We start from the raw sequence: 18,199 nt of genomic DNA, 5'->3' as shown, positions 1-18,199 counted from the left end.
AAATTCAACATTTATTTCGCTTATTGCATAGTTATTAAAATTATGAATAAAACTCATATTTATACTGTAACAGTTCATACTTTTATTCAATTTAAGCATAAAAAACCATTTCACTAATAATTCTAATTTCTTTTTATACAGTATTCTTGCATATATTTATTAAAGTAAATTACCTAATTTATTCTCCGAAAATAAATTCAAGAATATTCCAACTGGTCACTATATATACTTCTTATAACATAAACTGTAAAAGAGGAGTCCGTACATAATGGAATATAGATTATTAGGTAACACAGGATTAATAGTTTCAGAGATAGGATTCGGTTCTTGGGCAATTGGTGGAGATGAATGGGGTACAGTAAAAGATAATGAATCACTTGATGCAATTGAAAAAGCAATTGACCTAGGGGTCAATTTTATTGACACTGCTGACGTTTATGGACTAGGTCATAGTGAAACACTCGTTGCAAAAGCAATAAATAATCGCAGACAGGATATCATTCTTTCTACAAAAGGTGGATTAATTGGTCATCATTATGACCCCAATCAACCAGCCGTTTATGGAGATCCTCAAAAGATCATTGATGCGTTTGAGGCTAGTTTACTGCGGCTTAAAACGGATTATATAGATGTGTACTTTTGTCATATTTGGTGGGATAAACCTGAAGAAACAGAAGCCTTTCTACAAGCTTTCCAAACCTTAAAAAAATCTGGCAAAGTAAGAGCTGTTGGTGTTTCTACTAATGATTTAGATTATATAAAACATTTTAATCGGGATAATGATTTAGATGTCGTACAATTCGATTATAGTATTTTGAATAAAGAACCCGAAAAAGACATCCTTCCTTATATTGAAAAACATAATTTAGGTGCTGTGATAAGAGGTCCACTTAAGATGGGAATTTTAACTGGGAAATTTAATCATGAAACTCAATTTCCAGACGATGATTTAAGAAAAGATTGGCCAAAAAAAAAGTGGTTTAAAGATAGCTTAAACACAGTAGAGAAATTACGTTCACTTGTACGTTCAAATCGAAGTTTAGCACAAGTTGCTTTACGTTATGTTTTAAGTCACCCAGCCGTTTCAGTTGCTATTCCTGGTGCAAAAAATTCTACCCAAGTTGAAGAAAATTCTTCACACTTAATTCGTCCATTATTATTAGATAATGAAATTGAATTCATAAAAAAACTTTGATCGAATAATTATTAATCCATAAAAAATCATGCTGATTTTTCTACCAAATCCATACTACTTCTTCTCCACTAGAACATATCTTTAGCACTTCCACCCTATTTTTTTATCTTTTTCCAACAATATCTACAGTTTATAAGGTAGTTGAACCCTTTTATTCAACTACCTTATAATACGTTCTACATTAGATTAAAATATCTACTACACTAGTTGAATACATACTAGGACAAAATGCAAATTAAATAAACAATTAATTCAGACATATTTTTAGAAACTTCATTATCTCACAATTACTTTTTTTAAAATAAATCAAAAAATTTTTCTTTACTTTAAATTCCATAGTTCATATAATCTTCTATGGAATTACATTTTTTTCTAAATAGCTCCTCATTTCTAAGTATTCAAAAGGGCAATTACAAATTATTACACCCTTATGTTTAACCAAGTAAAATAAAAATCCAGTTTTTCACAAGGAGAAGTGACTGCATGCAAGATATTTTAAAATTATTTCCGAGCGTTGACGGAAATGAAGAAAAACAACAACTTTTATTAGAATCTATGCAGAAAATAATTAAAAATCTTGACCGATTAAAAAATGAAGAGCGAGCTACTTTAGGTAAATGTGAGGAAAAATCAGAAGGATACTACAATGACTTAATTCACCAAAGTCATATTCCACTAGCTGGCATCACTATGTCTGAGGTTATAGAAGAGCTAAACCAATTTATGAATGGCCATCCTTATCCAAATAAATACTATTTATCGAACGCAGTACCACTACCAAGTGTTCCATCATTATTGGGTATACTAACCATGGCACTTTTAAATGGTAATGGTGTTTGGGATGTCTATGGCCCAGGGGCCGCAGAAGCAGAAGTAAAAGTTGTATCCATGCTTTCAAAACTGATTGGTTATAATCCGCATAATAGCGGTGGTTATACAACATGGGGTGGACAAGGTTGTGTATTTTCGAGCTTACGTTTAGCAATTTCTAAACAATTCCCATTAGCAAAAGAATATGGTGCTCCACAAAATGTATATTGCTTTGCTTCTGAAAATGCACACTATAGTTTATTAAAATCAGCTGAAGCAACTGGCATTGGATCAAATCACTTAATTAAAGTGAAAACTGATCCTTATTCAAATTCTATGGATATAGATGATTTAGAGGCAAAAATGATACAAGTTATTAATAATGGTGGTATCCCCCTTTATATTCTAGCTACTATGGGGTCAACAGATACTTTTACCATTGATGATATAAAAAAAATAAAAGAGAGCGCTGAAGCAATACAAAAAAAATATAAATTAAAACCTATTTATATCCATGCGGATTCTGCAATGGGTGGATTCTATAGTTTCTTTAATAATTATAATTTCGAAGAAAATCCACTTTCATTTGAACCTAACTTAAAAAATGCTTTACTATACGTACAAGATAAAATGCAATACATGGCACTTGCTGATAGTGTATGTTTTGATTTTCATAAATTAGGACAAACACCTTATGCTTCAAGTATTTTAATCGTAAAAAATCATACTGATTTACAACTGATGGACATTGAACAAGATGACACACCTTATCTTGGTAATAGGTCATATGGAAGTTATCATACAGGCTATACCTTAGAATGTTCACGATCTGGTAGTGCTATTCCAATGTATATCAATCTATTAGCCTTTGGAATTGAAGGATATCAAAAAATATTAGCAAATTATATTCGTGTAAATCTATTATTTAGAGAGAAGTTGCGCAAGGCCCTCCCTCAAGTCGCAATCACAAATGATTTTACATATGGACCAATTACAACTTTCCGCTTCTATATGAATGGAGATGGCCAAGAAAATTGGGAAAAAGAACGAATAGGCCTTGCAACAAAAGAAGAGATTGAGGATACAAACCGATTAAATATAGAACTATTTAATTACCTAGGAAAAAATCGTGATCAAGTATTTTTTGGTGATACAACTCGTTCTTGTGTAGTAGATGTAATAAACAGTTATGATAGAAATCCGATTTCTACATTAAAATTCTTTTCTATCTCTCCATATACAACTGTTGAATGTATAGATGAGATCGTAGAATTTCTTTATAAACATATTTCGATTGCTACTAAACAGATTTATTCATATGTTTAATAATCATATTTGTTAGCGCTTTAATAATTAAACTTAACTAAATGAAATAAAATTTTTAATCCTTTTAATTACTATTAACTATATCAGGAAAGAGGAAAAACATATGAATATAGAGCTACTTGATACACACCACGTGAAAGATGCAGCACATTTACTTGCGCATTCTTTTGTGAATAATGAACCTCTTGTAAGCAGTTTACAAATTCCTTTTGCTCCTTTTCACAAAATGTGCGAAGAAATGATGAAACAAGCTGTATCTCAAGCTATGTCATTTGTAGCAATAGAAAATTTTCAAATTGTTGGAGTTCTTTTAACAAAAAAATTAACTCAGCCACTAATAGATACAGAGAAAGCGATTGAACTATGCCCGCAAATGGAACCTATTTTTCAACTTTTAGATACATTAGAGACAGAATCTATTGAGTTTTCTCATTTAGATAAAGAAAAATTGGTCTATCTAGATATGGGCGCTTGTCATCCAGATTGGATGGGAAGTGGTATAGTCACTACCCTTCTTTCACATGCCATTCAAGAAATAAGTAAAAGAGATTATGATTTTATTGCTGCTTGTACAAATAAATTTTCTCAAAAAATCCTTAAAAAACTGTATACGACCTTTGAAATGAATGAAATAGTGTATAGTAAATTTCTTTATAAAGAAGCATACCCATTTGCTAATACAACAACTTCCTTAGCAGCTCAATTACTATATATACCTCAATCCCAATTCGTCATCAAGGCCATATAAATTTGTGAAGAAGACTAGCTGTACTTTTGTGCAGCTATTTTTTATACAGAATAAGTTAGTAATAGATATTCAAGTTAACATAAGTGTCACCTTTCACAATTTTACCAAATCATTAAAGGAATCTCCTTTCCCCTATCGAATTATTGTAGAGGAAAGGAGAGGAATACATGGAAATTCTAGGATTAGATCCTCGCGCATTAGCGACTTTAGGTGCACTTGAATACACCAATCGACGCAATAAATTAATTGAAGACTCGGAGAATAACATATATGAGTGTAAAGAAATAAAAGAAATACTTCAATCACTCCCTAAAGAGAAGCAGATTGAGGTTCTTGAGAATCAAGCTCACTTTGAAGCTGTGGCAAAGATGATTGAACAAAACAATTTAATTCTTTTAGAACAGATGAAAGCTCTACAGCTAATTCAGAAATAACAAACTTATGATTGATTAATTCTACATATGCTTCCATAAATAATGTATCTTTATTTATACCATCAGCCTCTGTTTTTACAGGGGCTTTTGTTATGCGTTGATTCATATTTTGAATTTGAATGGTTTCTTTCACATGTACAAATAGATCTTCTAATAAACCTGGTGTAGACTCTAATTCTTGTTTTTCAATTTCCTCTGTGACAGCACTTATAAATTCCCATAGTACTTTTGCGCCTAGTAGTTCTGCTAATCGTTTTTCACGCATTTCAAATGTTTTCATATTCATGCAAATACACTCCTTTTATTTATATATAATGATAAAAACATTATTTTTTATGTAAAATTTCCTAAAACACTTTCCAAACTTACATTTCTAAAAAATAACTACATAATCTTAAAAATCTAATATTATTCAACACACTTCGTGTTGTTCTGAATCAAAAAAAATTGTTTGGACTGTAACACCATAAAAATTTGCTAATTTTATTTTTATATTATCCCGTGGAATCCTCTGACCATTTTCATACATTTGCAATGTACTAACACTGATTCCCACAGCCCTTGCCACTTCTTCTCTAGATTTTTCATTTCTTAAATTAATTAGATTTTTGGCCACTCTTTCATAATTCATGTCTTCTCCCCCTAAAACCACATTTCGTGTTGTTATTTAAAATATAAACTGCACACATTGTGTTGTCAATAGATTCTAATTATCAACTCTTAAAAATTTTAATATATTAACACATATTGTGTTAATATATTATCAGGTGATAGAATGAAAACGTTTGGAAATATAATTCGTGATTTAAGAAAACAAAGAGGCATTACGCAAAAAGAACTTGCTCACTCGCTTCAGTTAAGTGAAAGTACAATTGGTATGTACGAACGGAATGAACGTCAACCTGATTACAATACCTTGATACGTATAGCAGATTACTTTAATGTATCTACCGATTTTCTTCTAGGGCGAGATTTTAATGTTACAGAGGACGGAAACAAAATAGAACTAGATCAATGGCTAAAAGATATAAAATTTGCACCTTCTCAAAAGCGTGAAGAATTAAAACGTTTTTGGAAATTTTTAATGCAAGAAGAAAAGTAATCAAATAAACCTCCACCTTGACAGGGTGGAGGTCGTGAGTTCGAGCCTCTCCGGGGTCATACTGTTAAAAACCGTGTCAAATTAACATTTGATGCGGTTTTTATTTTGTAAACTTGCTCTCTATAACGCTAGTGGTCACAGAATTGGTCACATTTACTACAAAATCTCTTCTATTTTGTTAGCTGCATCTTCTTGCATCGTTGGTAAAATATGTGAGTAAGTGTCTAATGTAATTTTGAAATTACTATGTCCTAATCGCTCAGAAATCACTTTTACATTTACACCTTTAGCCAATAGCATAGTAGCATGCGTATGACGTAAATCATGAAACCGAATCTTTGGCACAGCCACTTTCTTAATCAAAGCGTTTAGACTTCTTCTAACATTAGCAGGATTGATTGGCGTTCCAGAAGGAGTACACATCACCAAGTTATTGTCTTGGTATTCCTTACCTTGACTCAGCTTCTCTTTCAATACGAATGCTCTATGTTTCTTTAGCTTTGCTACTGTTGATGCAGGTAATAGTATCTTTCTTAAACTTGATTTCGTCTTTCCTCCAACTAAGAATGTCTTCCCATCATGACTTAATGTTTGGCTAATAGTTAAATGTCCCTTTTCTAAATCAACATCTTTCCAGCGTAACCCTAGCAATTCACCTTGTCGCATTCCAGTCACAAGAGCCATATGAAAGACCATAGAATATCTACTGTCTTGTGCAGCTTTTAAGAACATTCCATACGGTTAACTCTTCTTTATCACCTTTTGGCATTTTAGTCTTAGCTGCAACATTTTTAGTAATTAACTCTAAATCAATTGCATGTTCAAGAGAGTTCCTAATGATTTTGATTATCTTCTCAATTGTTCCTCTCTTTAAACCTTCATCCCGCAGTGAATTGATATAGTTTTGCATATGCAATGATGTTAACTTAGCTAGTTTGATATTGCCAAGAGAAGGGATGATACGACTGTTTAAGTACTCTTTCAGTACCTTTGCTGTTTGGATACCAACGCTGTGCTTCTTTGTATTAAACCAACTCTCAAGATATTCACCATAAAATAGCTTACTAGGTTCTACGTATGTTCCAGTATGAACTTCCGAAAGCAGCTTTGTTAAAGCATTTTTTGCTTCTTTTTTGGTAATGAATCCCCTCTTCTTCTTTTGCTTTCTTCTACCTGTTAGTGGGTCAATACCAATATCTACAATATAAAAATACTTTCCTGTTTTCTTATCTTTTTTAACGCTTCCTTTCATCGTTAAGAGCCTCCTTGGAGTCCTTAACTGTGCTGTATATGGTAGTTTTATTATAGCGGATAATTTAGCATTATGAACTTGAAATTTAAGCCATACCAGCATAAAGATAAAATGAATATTATCTATGTATATTTTCTAACGGATTAATTGAAAAACTATATTATTTACTGATGGTTTCAACAGACTTCACTTAAACAGAAAGTTTAATATAATCACAAGTATATCGTCTTTACTTCTTCATTTCAGTTAACCCACTAGTTTCATTTGAAATAAAAATAGGCAGAGGGATTGGTTATTCTTCAATCTCTCTACCTTTCTTGACAAATTCCAATAACTATAAACGATTTTTTATATCAGTGCTTAATTGCACATGAAAACCTTACCTTTCACTGAAAACTTAACAATATATTCCTCTATTTTTTATTGCTGAGATAACCCTAATAACTTCAATAGAGGTGCACTGATAGTTATAATATCCGCAACAGCTCCCATTGCTAAAAGTACTTTTGGATGATTATTTGCGACAAAATCTCTCCACTTTCTAAGCCCTAATTTCTTTTCCTGTTCATTTACACCTTCTCTTTCGCAAGTTTCAACAAACCTTTGTAATTCTAGCGTTATCTCCATTTTTTTTGATACCTCTAAATCTTTAACATTCAAAGACGAAAGTTTACTTACTATCTCCTTCAATTCATTTATTTGTACAGAACTTATACTTAAATTTTCAATTGCACCTTGTTCATTTGCAATTATTGTATTATCTGTCATAGTACCAAAATGTCCAAAATTCCCTTGTTGTGTTCCTTCATTCTTGTTAATGTATACCAAATTTATTCCCCTCTTTTCATTCATTAATCTAACAGCTTCATTACTTGCACTAATAAAAGCTTTCTCAAATATCCGATTTCCATCTTCTAACCCTACATATAAGTCTTTTTTAATAGACTCAACATAGTTTACTATGATATCGATATAAGATTCTTTATTCAGGTTACGAAAACTAATCAAATTAAAATCATTAATATCTTCTCTCCATAACAACAGAGCTGGTAAATCGGTAATAGAAACATTAAGCTGTTCTAATTTTTCCAGAACGCCATAACCCGACAATTTACCTTTGACTTCATCATTACAATAGTAAATATCCAATATATTACCTGTTATTCTTTGTAATGCATCCCAACTTTCCACTTTCAAATCTTTGAAATCAGTATCACGTTTTAATAATAATATCCCATGACTAAAGACATCAGTGTATCTTTGATAACTAAGATGATAGTTTTTAGCTTTCCCCTGAAGAAATCTTAAGATATTAACTGCAGATTTGTTACCATAAAAGCTACGGGATAAGGTACTTTGCATTTGATTATTGAATCCTAAGCCACTCTGCAAAATATACTCTTTAATTTTAGAGTGTAATTCCTTTTTAGTAATATACATATCCACATTCAATTTTTTCAACCAACTGAAAAAATTGAATATATGGTAATAATCCACATTATCAGACGATATTATATTCATGAAGTCCATTAAAACATTCTCGTCTACATTTTTTTCAGAATACATGTAAGGATTTTTGTAGGCATTAAATATCGCCTCTAACGAATTAATAATTTCTATTCTATTTAACTCTATGTTATCATGTGGTCTTTCTCTAGTAATAAACTCTATGAAATTTCCGACTATTTCTTCCCCACATCTAGCACATACAATATCAAAAATTTCTATTTTATCACATTTCCCCTCATAATATTCTTGTTCAATTATCCTATCTATTTCTTCAAATAATAGGGTATGATATTTTATATAGCGTAAGAAATCATAATAAAATCTCTTCAGATAAATTCTTTTCTTTAAATCATATCGATAAATAAGTGCTTCCTTATTTTCACTAATTCTCCATTCCACACTGAATTCTAAAGCTGCCATTAATCCTCTAAGAATGTTGTATGAATCAACATTAGTATAGTTATAAGAACGATAATAATAATAAGAACAAACTGCAATATTGTCCATTTGTCGTGATGAATAGCGTTCAAAATTATTACTCAACCAATTAAGTATAGATTTATTTTTATCCCGTACTTCAATCATTCTTTCTAATTCTCCTATTTTTATAGTAAGAACACTATATCAGTTTACAAAATTATTTGTGAGTGTTTTTTGAATTTTTTAAATTTAAACTCAACAATTATTATAGTTTTCTACCAAAAATACCAAATTATTAATTTTCTTACTAACTCCCTACATTAAAATGGTCATTTAAAATGAAATACAGATAGTTTGTGTATTCCATTAATTATATTTTGAAGATATCAAAATTTTATAAAAGGTATAAATTGAAAAGCAACATCAAACAGTTTATCATGCTTCTTCCTTATTTCTTTCTTTGTCCATTATTGCCAAAAATTCTTTCATTACATTAGATTGTTTCTCTAACAATACTCTCTTTCTTTCAGCTAATAAACCAAGCTCCTCTATCTGGTCTGGGGATTTATTTAGCAAGCCTACAGCTAGTCTCAGGAAACTATCATCCATTCTCTCCTCCCTTGGAGATACATTATATTTCACAAACTTTGGTATATAATAGTTTATATGTCCTCGAATTTCTTGAACAAAGTTAGGTAGATTATCGCCTTTATTCTCAAAAATATAAGTTGTTTCGCAATACTTTGGGTATTTGTACTTTAGGAGAAAGAGTAGAAACGCCGGTTTAATATTAAAGTTACATTTCTCCACATTTTTAAAAAGTTCCATATAAAACCTTGGCCAAAACTCTAAAATATAATTGGTCAAATTAATGAAGTTTCTAGGAACTTCAATATTTAAATCCTCGATAATAATATTACATATTTCACTGTGGCTCTCAGCCGCATTTCCTTTTTCATATCCATTTAGCTGGTATAACATATAATCTACTGTACTTAGCCCAAAATCATTTGTGAAGTTCTCGAAATTATCAATACTTATCAAATGATAATCCTTATTCCTTAAAAAATAAGCCTCTATAGCTACTTTCAAATCTTTATAAGCTTCTTCACTACGTGATTCAAATATTGGATACATGATTTTTTGCACTAATGTTCTAATTTGGTTTTTCGTATTTATATGATAATTGAATTGAAATATCTTCTCTAAGTAATAGTTCGGCTCCTTGATACCAGACTCTTTCAATGCCTCTATAACAGCATTATAATCCATTGAAATAACAAAAAATAACCCTGGTAAATTAAGAGTAGACCTAATCATTTTTAAAACTGTTACAATTTCATCATGTAAAAGTCTATCAATTTCATCAATAAACACTACTATTTTTTTGTTTCTATCAACATACTCTTTTTTCATTTCTGTTTCTAGGTTTTTTTTCAATTCGCTAAGAGGCATGTTTTCATACTCTTCTTTTATCTCTTTAGAGAAATCCCCCATAACCCCCGATATGAAATTGGCATTTCTTTCTTCAATCCCAAGATAAAGTGAAGTTGCATAAGTTAATGCCTTTACAGTTGTAGGTAACACTTTCTTAGTATAAGCCAAAAACTGATGGCTTAGTTCTTTGCTTACTCCATTAGTATTTTCATCTTTCCTCCTTAGCCTTATGAATATTTCCTCAAATAGACTTGAAATAAGTGTTTCTTTATCCGAAACTAACCAAGGATTAAATGGTATAGCTTCACAAGACATATTTAGGTTATTCATTACAAAATTTGCCATAGTAGATTTCCCTGAACCCCATGGTCCATTTATAGCTATAGCAAATGGATATAATGGAGTATGATTATTTATAAATTCTGCAATATGTTTGGCTTCTGCTTCAAACCCAAGAACATCATTATCCTGCTGCGGGTCTGATAATGGAAAGTAGTTTAATAAACTCAAATTAACCTGCCTCCTAAAATAATTTCAATTTATACATTTACTTATTTGATTTTTTAAAATTTCAAATTACAATTAACTTTTAAAGATACTATCCCTATGCCATTTCATGTACTCCCGTTGCCCCTCATTCATCCTAATATTCATAGTTTTATTGATATTAAGAAAGACGTTCGTCACTTCATCCAAAGTACTTGTAACCAAAATTGTTCCATTATTATCAAAACTAATATATCCCTTATCAAATAACGCATCATGGTTAGGACATAATAGCAATCCATTATTAACATCTAATCGTTCTTTATGATTAGATTGACTCCATCTCTTAATATGGCTAGCTACTAAGAATCGTTCATCCGATACACCACACAGTTTACATTTCTTTTCTACAGCTAAAAGTGCCTTTTTAAAAATTGACTGACCTATACGTGCCTTAACAACCGATTCTTTTTCGGTTTTATCCAAAACAATCGGTAATTCTAATTCTTTTTGAAGTGTTAGAAAACTCTCATTATGTAGCAGATTCACTTTCTTGAGTAATAGTTTTACTTGCGAATTATTTAATCGCTTCCATCTTAGCTTTAACGTAAGTGCTTGCAATTCTGTATGATTCGGAGATGGATTATAGTCAATCGATAATTCCTCTAGTAATGTTTCGTTAACTACCAGGGGCGTATCCAATATCATTGATTTCTCTGGATTTCCAAAAACAATTACTTCATTCTCTTGAATTTCATTTCTAAATAAGTGAGGGTTTCGATATTTCATCATGACTGTATTATCCATTTTTGCTTTATGAATATCCAAAACTTTTTCCACTTCGTAAAATGCAGTGATACATGGGTTATTTTCTATACTTTTGTAAAAAAACAGGAAGTCCCCCTCTGAAATTTTAGTTTTTAAGATTTCTCCTCGATTCCCTTTATCTCCATAAGTGTACTCTGAGAAAAGCGGGTCTTCTTCGCCACCATTCTTCTTTGGGTCTAAATATGGAATTAGATAACTATTCAAAACAATTTCCTCCATCTAATTTACAGTTTTCTTAAACAAAATTCCCATCGATTCATTATCCTAAATGGATAACTTTGACTTACATAAATTTCAAACATAGCCTGTACTTTAAAAGTTAATACAGGAAGATTATACCACATCTTTTTGCATAAATATTTAAATAGAAAACAGGGTGTTTAAACCTGACCTTTAAATTTTTTTCCTAACCATTTCATTTGTAAGCAGATAATAAAAGACTAGTTTTATTAGTTATTGTGTAACCAATGTAGTGAATTCCAATGCCATGTTCAATCATCTATTCCAATATAAAAAAGAGCCTCAATTAAGAGGCTCCTTCAAAGTGTCATATATTACTATATTCTTTTAAAGTTATATAAATCGAATAACTGTTCCATACGCTCCATATACAGCTTCTTAAGATGTAACCGCTTGTATTCTTGGTCAAATCCTGCAAGAATATCCTTAAGTTCTTGCTGTGTTTAAAAATGTCTAATTATCTCTTCTTCTGCATCTACAAACTCAATCTTTTTGCTGTATTTCTTAAGCATCTGCAAATGGCATTTTTCAGCTTTCTTCATAATGTTAACTTTACGCTTAATGTTGTATTCCACTCCACTTTCATTTATAAAAACGTCTTTCTTATTCGTATAGGCTTCTAATGCGTCAACACAATACATTTCAAGGTATCGATGCACCGCTTTACTGGTAGTTTTCAATATCACAGCGTGTTCTTTCCAGCAATACTTAATTCCCAGTTTATTACCATCTTTATCCTTAACTTCTGCCAACATCTGTTTCCATTCACACTTGAAGTTTTTAACCTTTTTAGCATTACGATGAGCAACTAGATTGAACTCAACAACATCATACTTTTTCATCAATTCACGTCTAGTCTTTTGAATCTGCTTCATTATTCCAGGACTTATACTAATCTTTCCACCTTCGCCATATCCCATCCAGTTCTCATAGAATAAGATTATACCGCATTTCTTCATATGCTCTAAGGTTCTAGCTAATTGTCTATATATCTCTAAACAGTGAGCCATGAATTCATCTAGTAGCTTAGTTTGTCCTTCTTTAATGATGCCACGTTCGATTACCATATTAATATGCTTTTGATATTCCTTACTGCTGTGCCTAGAACGCAATAGGTCATATTCAAGCCTAGTGATGAGTCCAAATTCAACTGCCCATTTTCCTAGGCTCATACTTGCTTGTTCGGTCATATTATTTTCCATGTCTTTTCATCGCAACCTTAGCAGTTCACCTTGTAGCATTCAAGTCACCCGAGCTAAATGAAAGATAATAGAATTTCTGCTTTCCTGGGCAACTTTTAAGAACAGCTGTACTCCTGTTGATTCCATACAGTTAGCTATTTTTATCATCTTTAGATAGCTTGTTTTTAGCTTCAACATTTTACCTATTAACTCTAAATCAATTGCATGTTCAAGAGGGTTTTGAATGACTTTGATTATCTTCTTAATTATCCTATACTTTAGTCCCTAGTCTCATAAGTTAAACTAACACTATACTTCTTAGTATTGAACCAGCTCTTCAGATATTTACCATAAATAAATTTTTTAGTTTCTACCAAATAATTTCGCAATATCTTTTAAATTTTCACTTCCCCCTTGATATTGTATGACTGCATTCATTTTGTCTAATGAAGTAAATTTAGTCATAAAAAATACACCTCCAATTGCTAGAGTTTGCCTAACAATTTGGGTGCAGCTTACGTATACTCACTATCTATCTTAAAATCCTAATATTTTATTCTTGAATAAAATTCCTATATACAAAAATGAAAGTAAGATGTTAAATGAAAATATATACATAGAAAAATAATTAGTTTATTATATTTTCATGAAATAAGTCCTTGAATATCTTGTTCATATTCTTTAATCGGTTGATATATTAGTTTCTTATACATTTTTTCTATAGTGTATGTATCCTTTAATTGACGTTCTGAAATTTTAAATATCTTTATTAACAATTTTTTCTTATCTACAATTGCTAAGTCATCTGGTCTATGGATATATTCTGTCTCTCTTAAATTATATTTTATTTCATAGAATGCTTTCACAAAACTTTTTATAGAATTTCCATCAATATGTGATAGATTAAATTTTGTTATTAATTCTACTATGAACCAATCCAGATGGTATAATATCCCTGTATCTTCTATTTGTGAGAAATAAAATAACCATCCATACTTAAATTCTTTCGACACATCTCCACTAACCTTACTACTAATTGCACCCGATATTTTATTATTTAAAGTAAAAATAAACTGCTCTGGAGACATTACGTTAGAATGTTTATACCGTGCAAATATTTTCACAATAGAATCTTCAAATCTTTTACGATTCGCTTCCTTTACTGTTAACTTTGCTCTCCCTGTACCTAATGTTTTAACAGAATAACCCAAGAAATCAAAACCAACCTCTTCTATACTTCCCAGCTTGGTTTTATCCAAATTTATATTTAAATTATAAATCCCTTCTAGCTCATACCTTATTTCTTCGTAAATTTTCTTTATATTTTTCTCTGAGCATAAAATAATAATATCATCGACATATCGAACATATTCTAAATTTTTTTTATTTTTAAATTTTAAATCCAAATCTTTCAAATATATATGAGCTAAAATATTTGAAATAGCTAGCCCTTGTGGAATTCCCTCAGTGATTATTTCATTACTTCTAGAATCTCCACTTGATACAGTGACAGTAGTTATAGCTTTAGAAATTAAAGATAACACTTCAGGTTTCTTAATTTTTTTCTTCAGCTTATCAATTAATATACCATGCTTAATGCTACCATAAAAATTTGATATATCTAATTTAATAAAACTATCAAATTTATGAAGACTGCTTTTTATGTCTTCAATGCACTTTTGGGGCAAAGGCTGCATTATATCATCGAAAGTCTCAGCCAAAGCTAAATGTAAAGCTTTTAAAACAACTTTGTCTCTTATAGTAGGAATTGAAATTAATCGTGGATATGATTTCCTTGATTTTATAATTAATTTTTCCTTATATGGAGTAAATTTATATGTTCCACTAATTACTTTTTTATTAATTAGCTCAAAGGATTCATCCTTCTTTTCACAAAAGCACTTGTAAGTCATCTTGTCTATACCAACCGCAGTATTTGATTTAATATATGTATCAAAAGTATTTTCTAATTGTTTTATTGAGTATTGTCTCTTAAAATTCACACTTGCTGTCATACTGCCCTCCTATGATTTCAAATATATAAATGTACCAATTATAGGCGCAACAACTACTAAAAAACCACATACAAAATACATCGTTTTCTGAGTATAATATCTAAAGAAATCCCTTGTAGAAACTTTCATATTATGCTTAATAAGCACCTTTATGTAATCAATATCTTTATGATTCTCTGACTTAGTTAAAATTTCTGTATACTTCTTTTCATAAACTTTAAGTTCATCAACTAAAACATCCTTAGCTTCTTTTTCATTTCTTAGTAAATATTTTAAATCAAATTCTAATTCATTTAAACTTAAGTACGATTCTTTATACTGTAGTGCTTTTTCTCTATGTCCCATAGCACCAATAAATATCGATAACCCAAAAAGACCTACTGAGGCATTAACCGTTAATAGTGACATTTTACTGTCTTGCGAAACCAGCGTCCCAATTGAAAATGCAAGTACAATGAATGTATAGTAATTAATTAATAATTGAGTAAACAAGTGACTCTGATTCATCCTCGCCTCTGCTTCCATTCTAGCTTTTTTAGTAATCCAAACCCTATTATCCATTAAATTTTTTATGTCTGCTTTAGTAATTTCATTCATCTAATTAACCCCTTTAAAAATTAGCAAGGGGGGCTCCAAAAAGTTGAATAGTTTATATTCCCTATAGAGAATCCTTATGCTTAAGTGATTAGCTTACCTAATATACTCTTTATATTAGGTCGAATAGAAAGCCCCCTTACTTAATTATTAAAATCTCATAATATAATTCTTTTGTCAAACTAATCCAGAAATATAACCTAATTAGTACAAAAAAATTGCTTTTTAACAAAAATAACAAAACATCATAAATAAAATCCAATTATTTTATTAATATGTTAAAATGTATATATTAAAAGACTGAGCTTATAAATATAGGAGGCATGAACGTGAACAAGCATTTCATACAAGAAATTCGGATCAACAAAGTAAGACACCATAAAAACATATCAATCCCTATTGATGACCATAAATCTAAACATCTAATTATAACTGGGAAGAATGGATCTGGAAAAACCTCCTTGTTAGAAGGAATTAAAGATTTTTTAAAACTTTTTGAAAATTACTCAATTCCTGAATTATTAAAATGGAAAGAATTGGCTTTGTATAATGATTTAGAATTAAGTAATAACGTTGAGGACTACTATACTCAAGATCGTATGCGTAGAGATATAGAAAATTTCACTACATTAATAGATAACTATTGCGAAAAAATTGAATTAAATATAAAAAATTCTCAAGAAATCCATCATCTTTTTCAAGAAGGACGGTTTTTACTCGCTTACTTTAATGCTTCAAGAGCATGTTCTATGTTAATTCCAAAGGGTGTCGAAAAAATTAATCTAGAGAAAAAATATACTATTAATGACGATATTGCTCATTTATTTCTTAAATACTTAGTCGATTTAAAAACACAAGCTACATTTGCAAGACAGGAACAAGATATAGAATCTTCCAAAAAACTAGAAGATTGGTTTGATTACATAGAACAAAATCTAAAATTTATCTTTGAAAATGAAAACTTAAAGTTAAAATTTGATTATAGAAACTATAATTTTCAGATCATAGAACCAGGAAAAGATCCATACGATTTGACAACTTTGTCAAGTGGGTTTTCTTCAATACTCTCAATTGTTACAGAGTTAATTTTGAGAATGGAAGGACAGAGAACGGAGATCTATGATATTGAAGGAATTGTAATTATTGATGAGATTGAAGCTCACTTACATGTTTCCTTACAAAAGAAAATATTTAAATTTTTAACAGACTTTTTCCCTAATGTTCAATTTATCATTTCTACACATTCACCTTTTGTTCTAAATTCTGTGAGTAACGCTGTTATCTATGATTTGCACGAAAAAATTGCTTATGAGGACTTTTCAAATTATTCGTATAAGTCTATCGTCGAAGATTTTCTTGGGGTGGATCAATATTCTAGTATAGTTAAAGAAAAATTGAAAGAATATGAGTTACTAACTGATAACTTTGATTCACTAAATCCAACAGAACATGAAAGGTTAAATGATTTAAATGAATATTTAGATAATGAATCAGACCCTCATTCAAAAGAGCTGCAACTAAAAAAAGCTTATATAGATTTACAAAGGATTTTAGAAGGTGATCAAGAATGATATATTTCAAAAAATCCATGCCTGAACCTGAAGGACTAGCAACAGAAAGAGCAAAGGCAAGTGGAAAATACACAATTGCTAGTGTACTCCATACGTTGGCTAATGATTTTCAAAATAAATGCTATATATGTGAATATAAAAATCCATCCACTATTAATGTTGAACATTTTAAGCCACATAAAAATAATCATACATTGAAATTTGATTGGTCTAATTTATTTTTAGCTTGTTCTCATTGTAATAATATTAAAAATGATGGTTATGAAAATATACTAAATTGTACAGATTTAAGTGACGATGTAGAAAACTCTATCAAAATTCATATTGACCCTATTCCATTTAAAGAAGTCGAAGTTTATCCTTTACGCTCAGATATTCCTGTAGTTCAAACCGCACAATTGCTCGAAAAGGTTTATAATGGCACAACTACAATGAAAAAAATGGAATCAAACTATATAAGAGAAGCTTTAGTAGACGAGATACTCGCCTTTCTTACAAATTTAAAAAAATATTTTTCAACTAACACAATTGCCCTTAAAGAACGATTAAAACTTGAAATAAATGAACAACTGGACTCATCATCACCATTTACTATGTTCAAAAGATGTATAATTAAAGAAAATACAAAGCTAATGGAAGAATTCGGAGATTTTATAACGATGAATCAGCAAACTGATACCGGTGTGGAAACCTCATAAAATAAAGCTCCATATTTTTTCACGAGGTATGGGGCTTTATACCATTAACTATCAATACATATCCCTTTAAATTACTAAAAATCTCATCCAACTTATATGTATTAAGCGTAGTTTGTAAAATCAATCACCCATTTTTTACAATTCCTTTATAAGTAATCATGGGTGCTCCTATAATCTTTCCCTTTAATATGGGATCTCTTAATTTATTTTTAACCTTTGTCCCTGCAACAATGTAAACCACATCCCCAATATTTCCTTCTATTTGTTGATACTTTGTCCTTTTTGCAAGCACTCGAAGCCAATAAAAAGTACTTACCTTTATAAATGCTTCAAATTCTCCGACTGTATTAGAA

The 18,199-nt window shown here is 30.4% G+C and carries 14 protein-coding genes and 2 pseudogenes; 6 read left to right on the top strand and 10 right to left on the bottom strand.

All coding sequences use genetic code 11. The features are described 5' to 3' along the window. Positions 1-268: 268 nt before the first annotated feature. From RT27_RS23525 to RT27_RS23515, 3 genes are all read left to right on the top strand, one after another. Complete coding sequence (locus tag RT27_RS23525) at positions 269-1,195, top strand: aldo/keto reductase (protein WP_043937710.1); 927 nt, start codon at positions 269-271, stop codon at positions 1,193-1,195. 483 nt (positions 1,196-1,678) lie between these two features. Then, positions 1,679-3,331, top strand: coding sequence for a pyridoxal-dependent decarboxylase (locus RT27_RS23520; protein WP_043937709.1), 1,653 nt, complete (start codon positions 1,679-1,681; stop codon positions 3,329-3,331). Between the two features lie 103 nt (positions 3,332-3,434). Next, positions 3,435-4,079, top strand: coding sequence for a hypothetical protein (locus tag RT27_RS23515; RefSeq protein ID WP_043937708.1), 645 nt, complete (start codon positions 3,435-3,437; stop codon positions 4,077-4,079). Between the two features lie 309 nt (positions 4,080-4,388). Here the strand turns inward: RT27_RS23515 and RT27_RS23510 are convergent, their stop codons facing one another. Further along, complete coding sequence (locus RT27_RS23510; protein WP_043937707.1) at positions 4,389-4,799, bottom strand: hypothetical protein; 411 nt, start codon at positions 4,797-4,799, stop codon at positions 4,389-4,391. Positions 4,800-4,925: 126 nt separating this feature from the next. Then, the gene (locus RT27_RS23505) at positions 4,926-5,144 is read right to left on the bottom strand and encodes a helix-turn-helix transcriptional regulator (RefSeq protein ID WP_001105582.1); all 219 of its coding nucleotides are present in this window, start codon (positions 5,142-5,144) and stop codon (positions 4,926-4,928) included. Positions 5,145-5,288: 144 nt separating this feature from the next. On the opposite strand from RT27_RS23505, the gene RT27_RS23500 reads away from it, so the two are divergent. Beyond that, positions 5,289-5,615, top strand: coding sequence for a helix-turn-helix transcriptional regulator (locus RT27_RS23500; protein ID WP_000846668.1), 327 nt, complete (start codon positions 5,289-5,291; stop codon positions 5,613-5,615). A gap of 156 nt (positions 5,616-5,771) precedes the next feature. Here the strand turns inward: RT27_RS23500 and RT27_RS23495 are convergent. The 7 genes and pseudogenes from RT27_RS23495 to RT27_RS23460 form a co-directional block, all read right to left on the bottom strand. Beyond that, a pseudogene (locus RT27_RS23495) lies at positions 5,772-6,867 on the bottom strand (site-specific integrase). A gap of 420 nt (positions 6,868-7,287) precedes the next feature. Beyond that, positions 7,288-8,961 (bottom strand): hypothetical protein, encoded by a 1,674-nt coding sequence (locus RT27_RS23490; RefSeq protein WP_043937706.1) that lies wholly within the window; start codon positions 8,959-8,961, stop codon positions 7,288-7,290. 270 nt (positions 8,962-9,231) lie between these two features. Further along, the gene (locus tag RT27_RS32495) at positions 9,232-10,743 is read right to left on the bottom strand and encodes a P-loop NTPase fold protein (RefSeq protein ID WP_052497716.1); all 1,512 of its coding nucleotides are present in this window, start codon (positions 10,741-10,743) and stop codon (positions 9,232-9,234) included. A gap of 72 nt (positions 10,744-10,815) precedes the next feature. Continuing rightward, on the bottom strand, positions 10,816-11,751 hold the full coding sequence (locus RT27_RS23480; RefSeq protein ID WP_043937705.1) for an HNH endonuclease: 936 nt from the start codon (positions 11,749-11,751) through the stop codon (positions 10,816-10,818). A 479-nt stretch (positions 11,752-12,230) separates the two neighbouring features. Further along, positions 12,231-12,989 carry a hypothetical protein gene (locus tag RT27_RS23475; protein WP_043937704.1) on the bottom strand — a complete coding sequence of 253 codons (759 nt, stop codon included), beginning with the start codon at positions 12,987-12,989 and terminating at the stop codon, positions 12,231-12,233. Positions 12,990-13,612: 623 nt separating this feature from the next. Next, entirely contained in the window at positions 13,613-14,983 is a 1,371-nt protein-coding gene (locus RT27_RS23465; RefSeq protein ID WP_043937702.1) for a reverse transcriptase domain-containing protein, read from the bottom strand. 9 nt (positions 14,984-14,992) lie between these two features. Further along, complete coding sequence (locus RT27_RS23460; protein ID WP_043937701.1) at positions 14,993-15,580, bottom strand: SLATT domain-containing protein; 588 nt, start codon at positions 15,578-15,580, stop codon at positions 14,993-14,995. A 326-nt stretch (positions 15,581-15,906) separates the two neighbouring features. On the opposite strand from RT27_RS23460, the gene RT27_RS23455 reads away from it, so the two are divergent. Beyond that, positions 15,907-17,148 (top strand): AAA family ATPase, encoded by a 1,242-nt coding sequence (locus tag RT27_RS23455; RefSeq protein ID WP_043937700.1) that lies wholly within the window; start codon positions 15,907-15,909, stop codon positions 17,146-17,148. Next, positions 17,145-17,846, top strand: a complete 702-nt coding sequence (locus RT27_RS23450; RefSeq protein ID WP_052497717.1) for an HNH endonuclease — start codon at positions 17,145-17,147, stop codon at positions 17,844-17,846. Before RT27_RS23455 ends, RT27_RS23450 begins: the two co-directional genes overlap by 4 nt. A gap of 124 nt (positions 17,847-17,970) precedes the next feature. Here the strand turns inward: RT27_RS23450 and RT27_RS35355 are convergent. Beyond that, positions 17,971-18,199, bottom strand: a pseudogene (locus RT27_RS35355) (hypothetical protein); the annotation flags it as partial.

This window comes from Bacillus sp. L_1B0_5, from assembly GCF_000836715.1.
GTDB lineage: Bacteria > Bacillota > Bacilli > Bacillales > Bacillaceae_G > Bacillus_A > Bacillus_A thuringiensis_S.
Note: the sequence above shows the minus strand (reverse complement) of the source record. Positions and strands in the feature narration are given on the sequence as shown.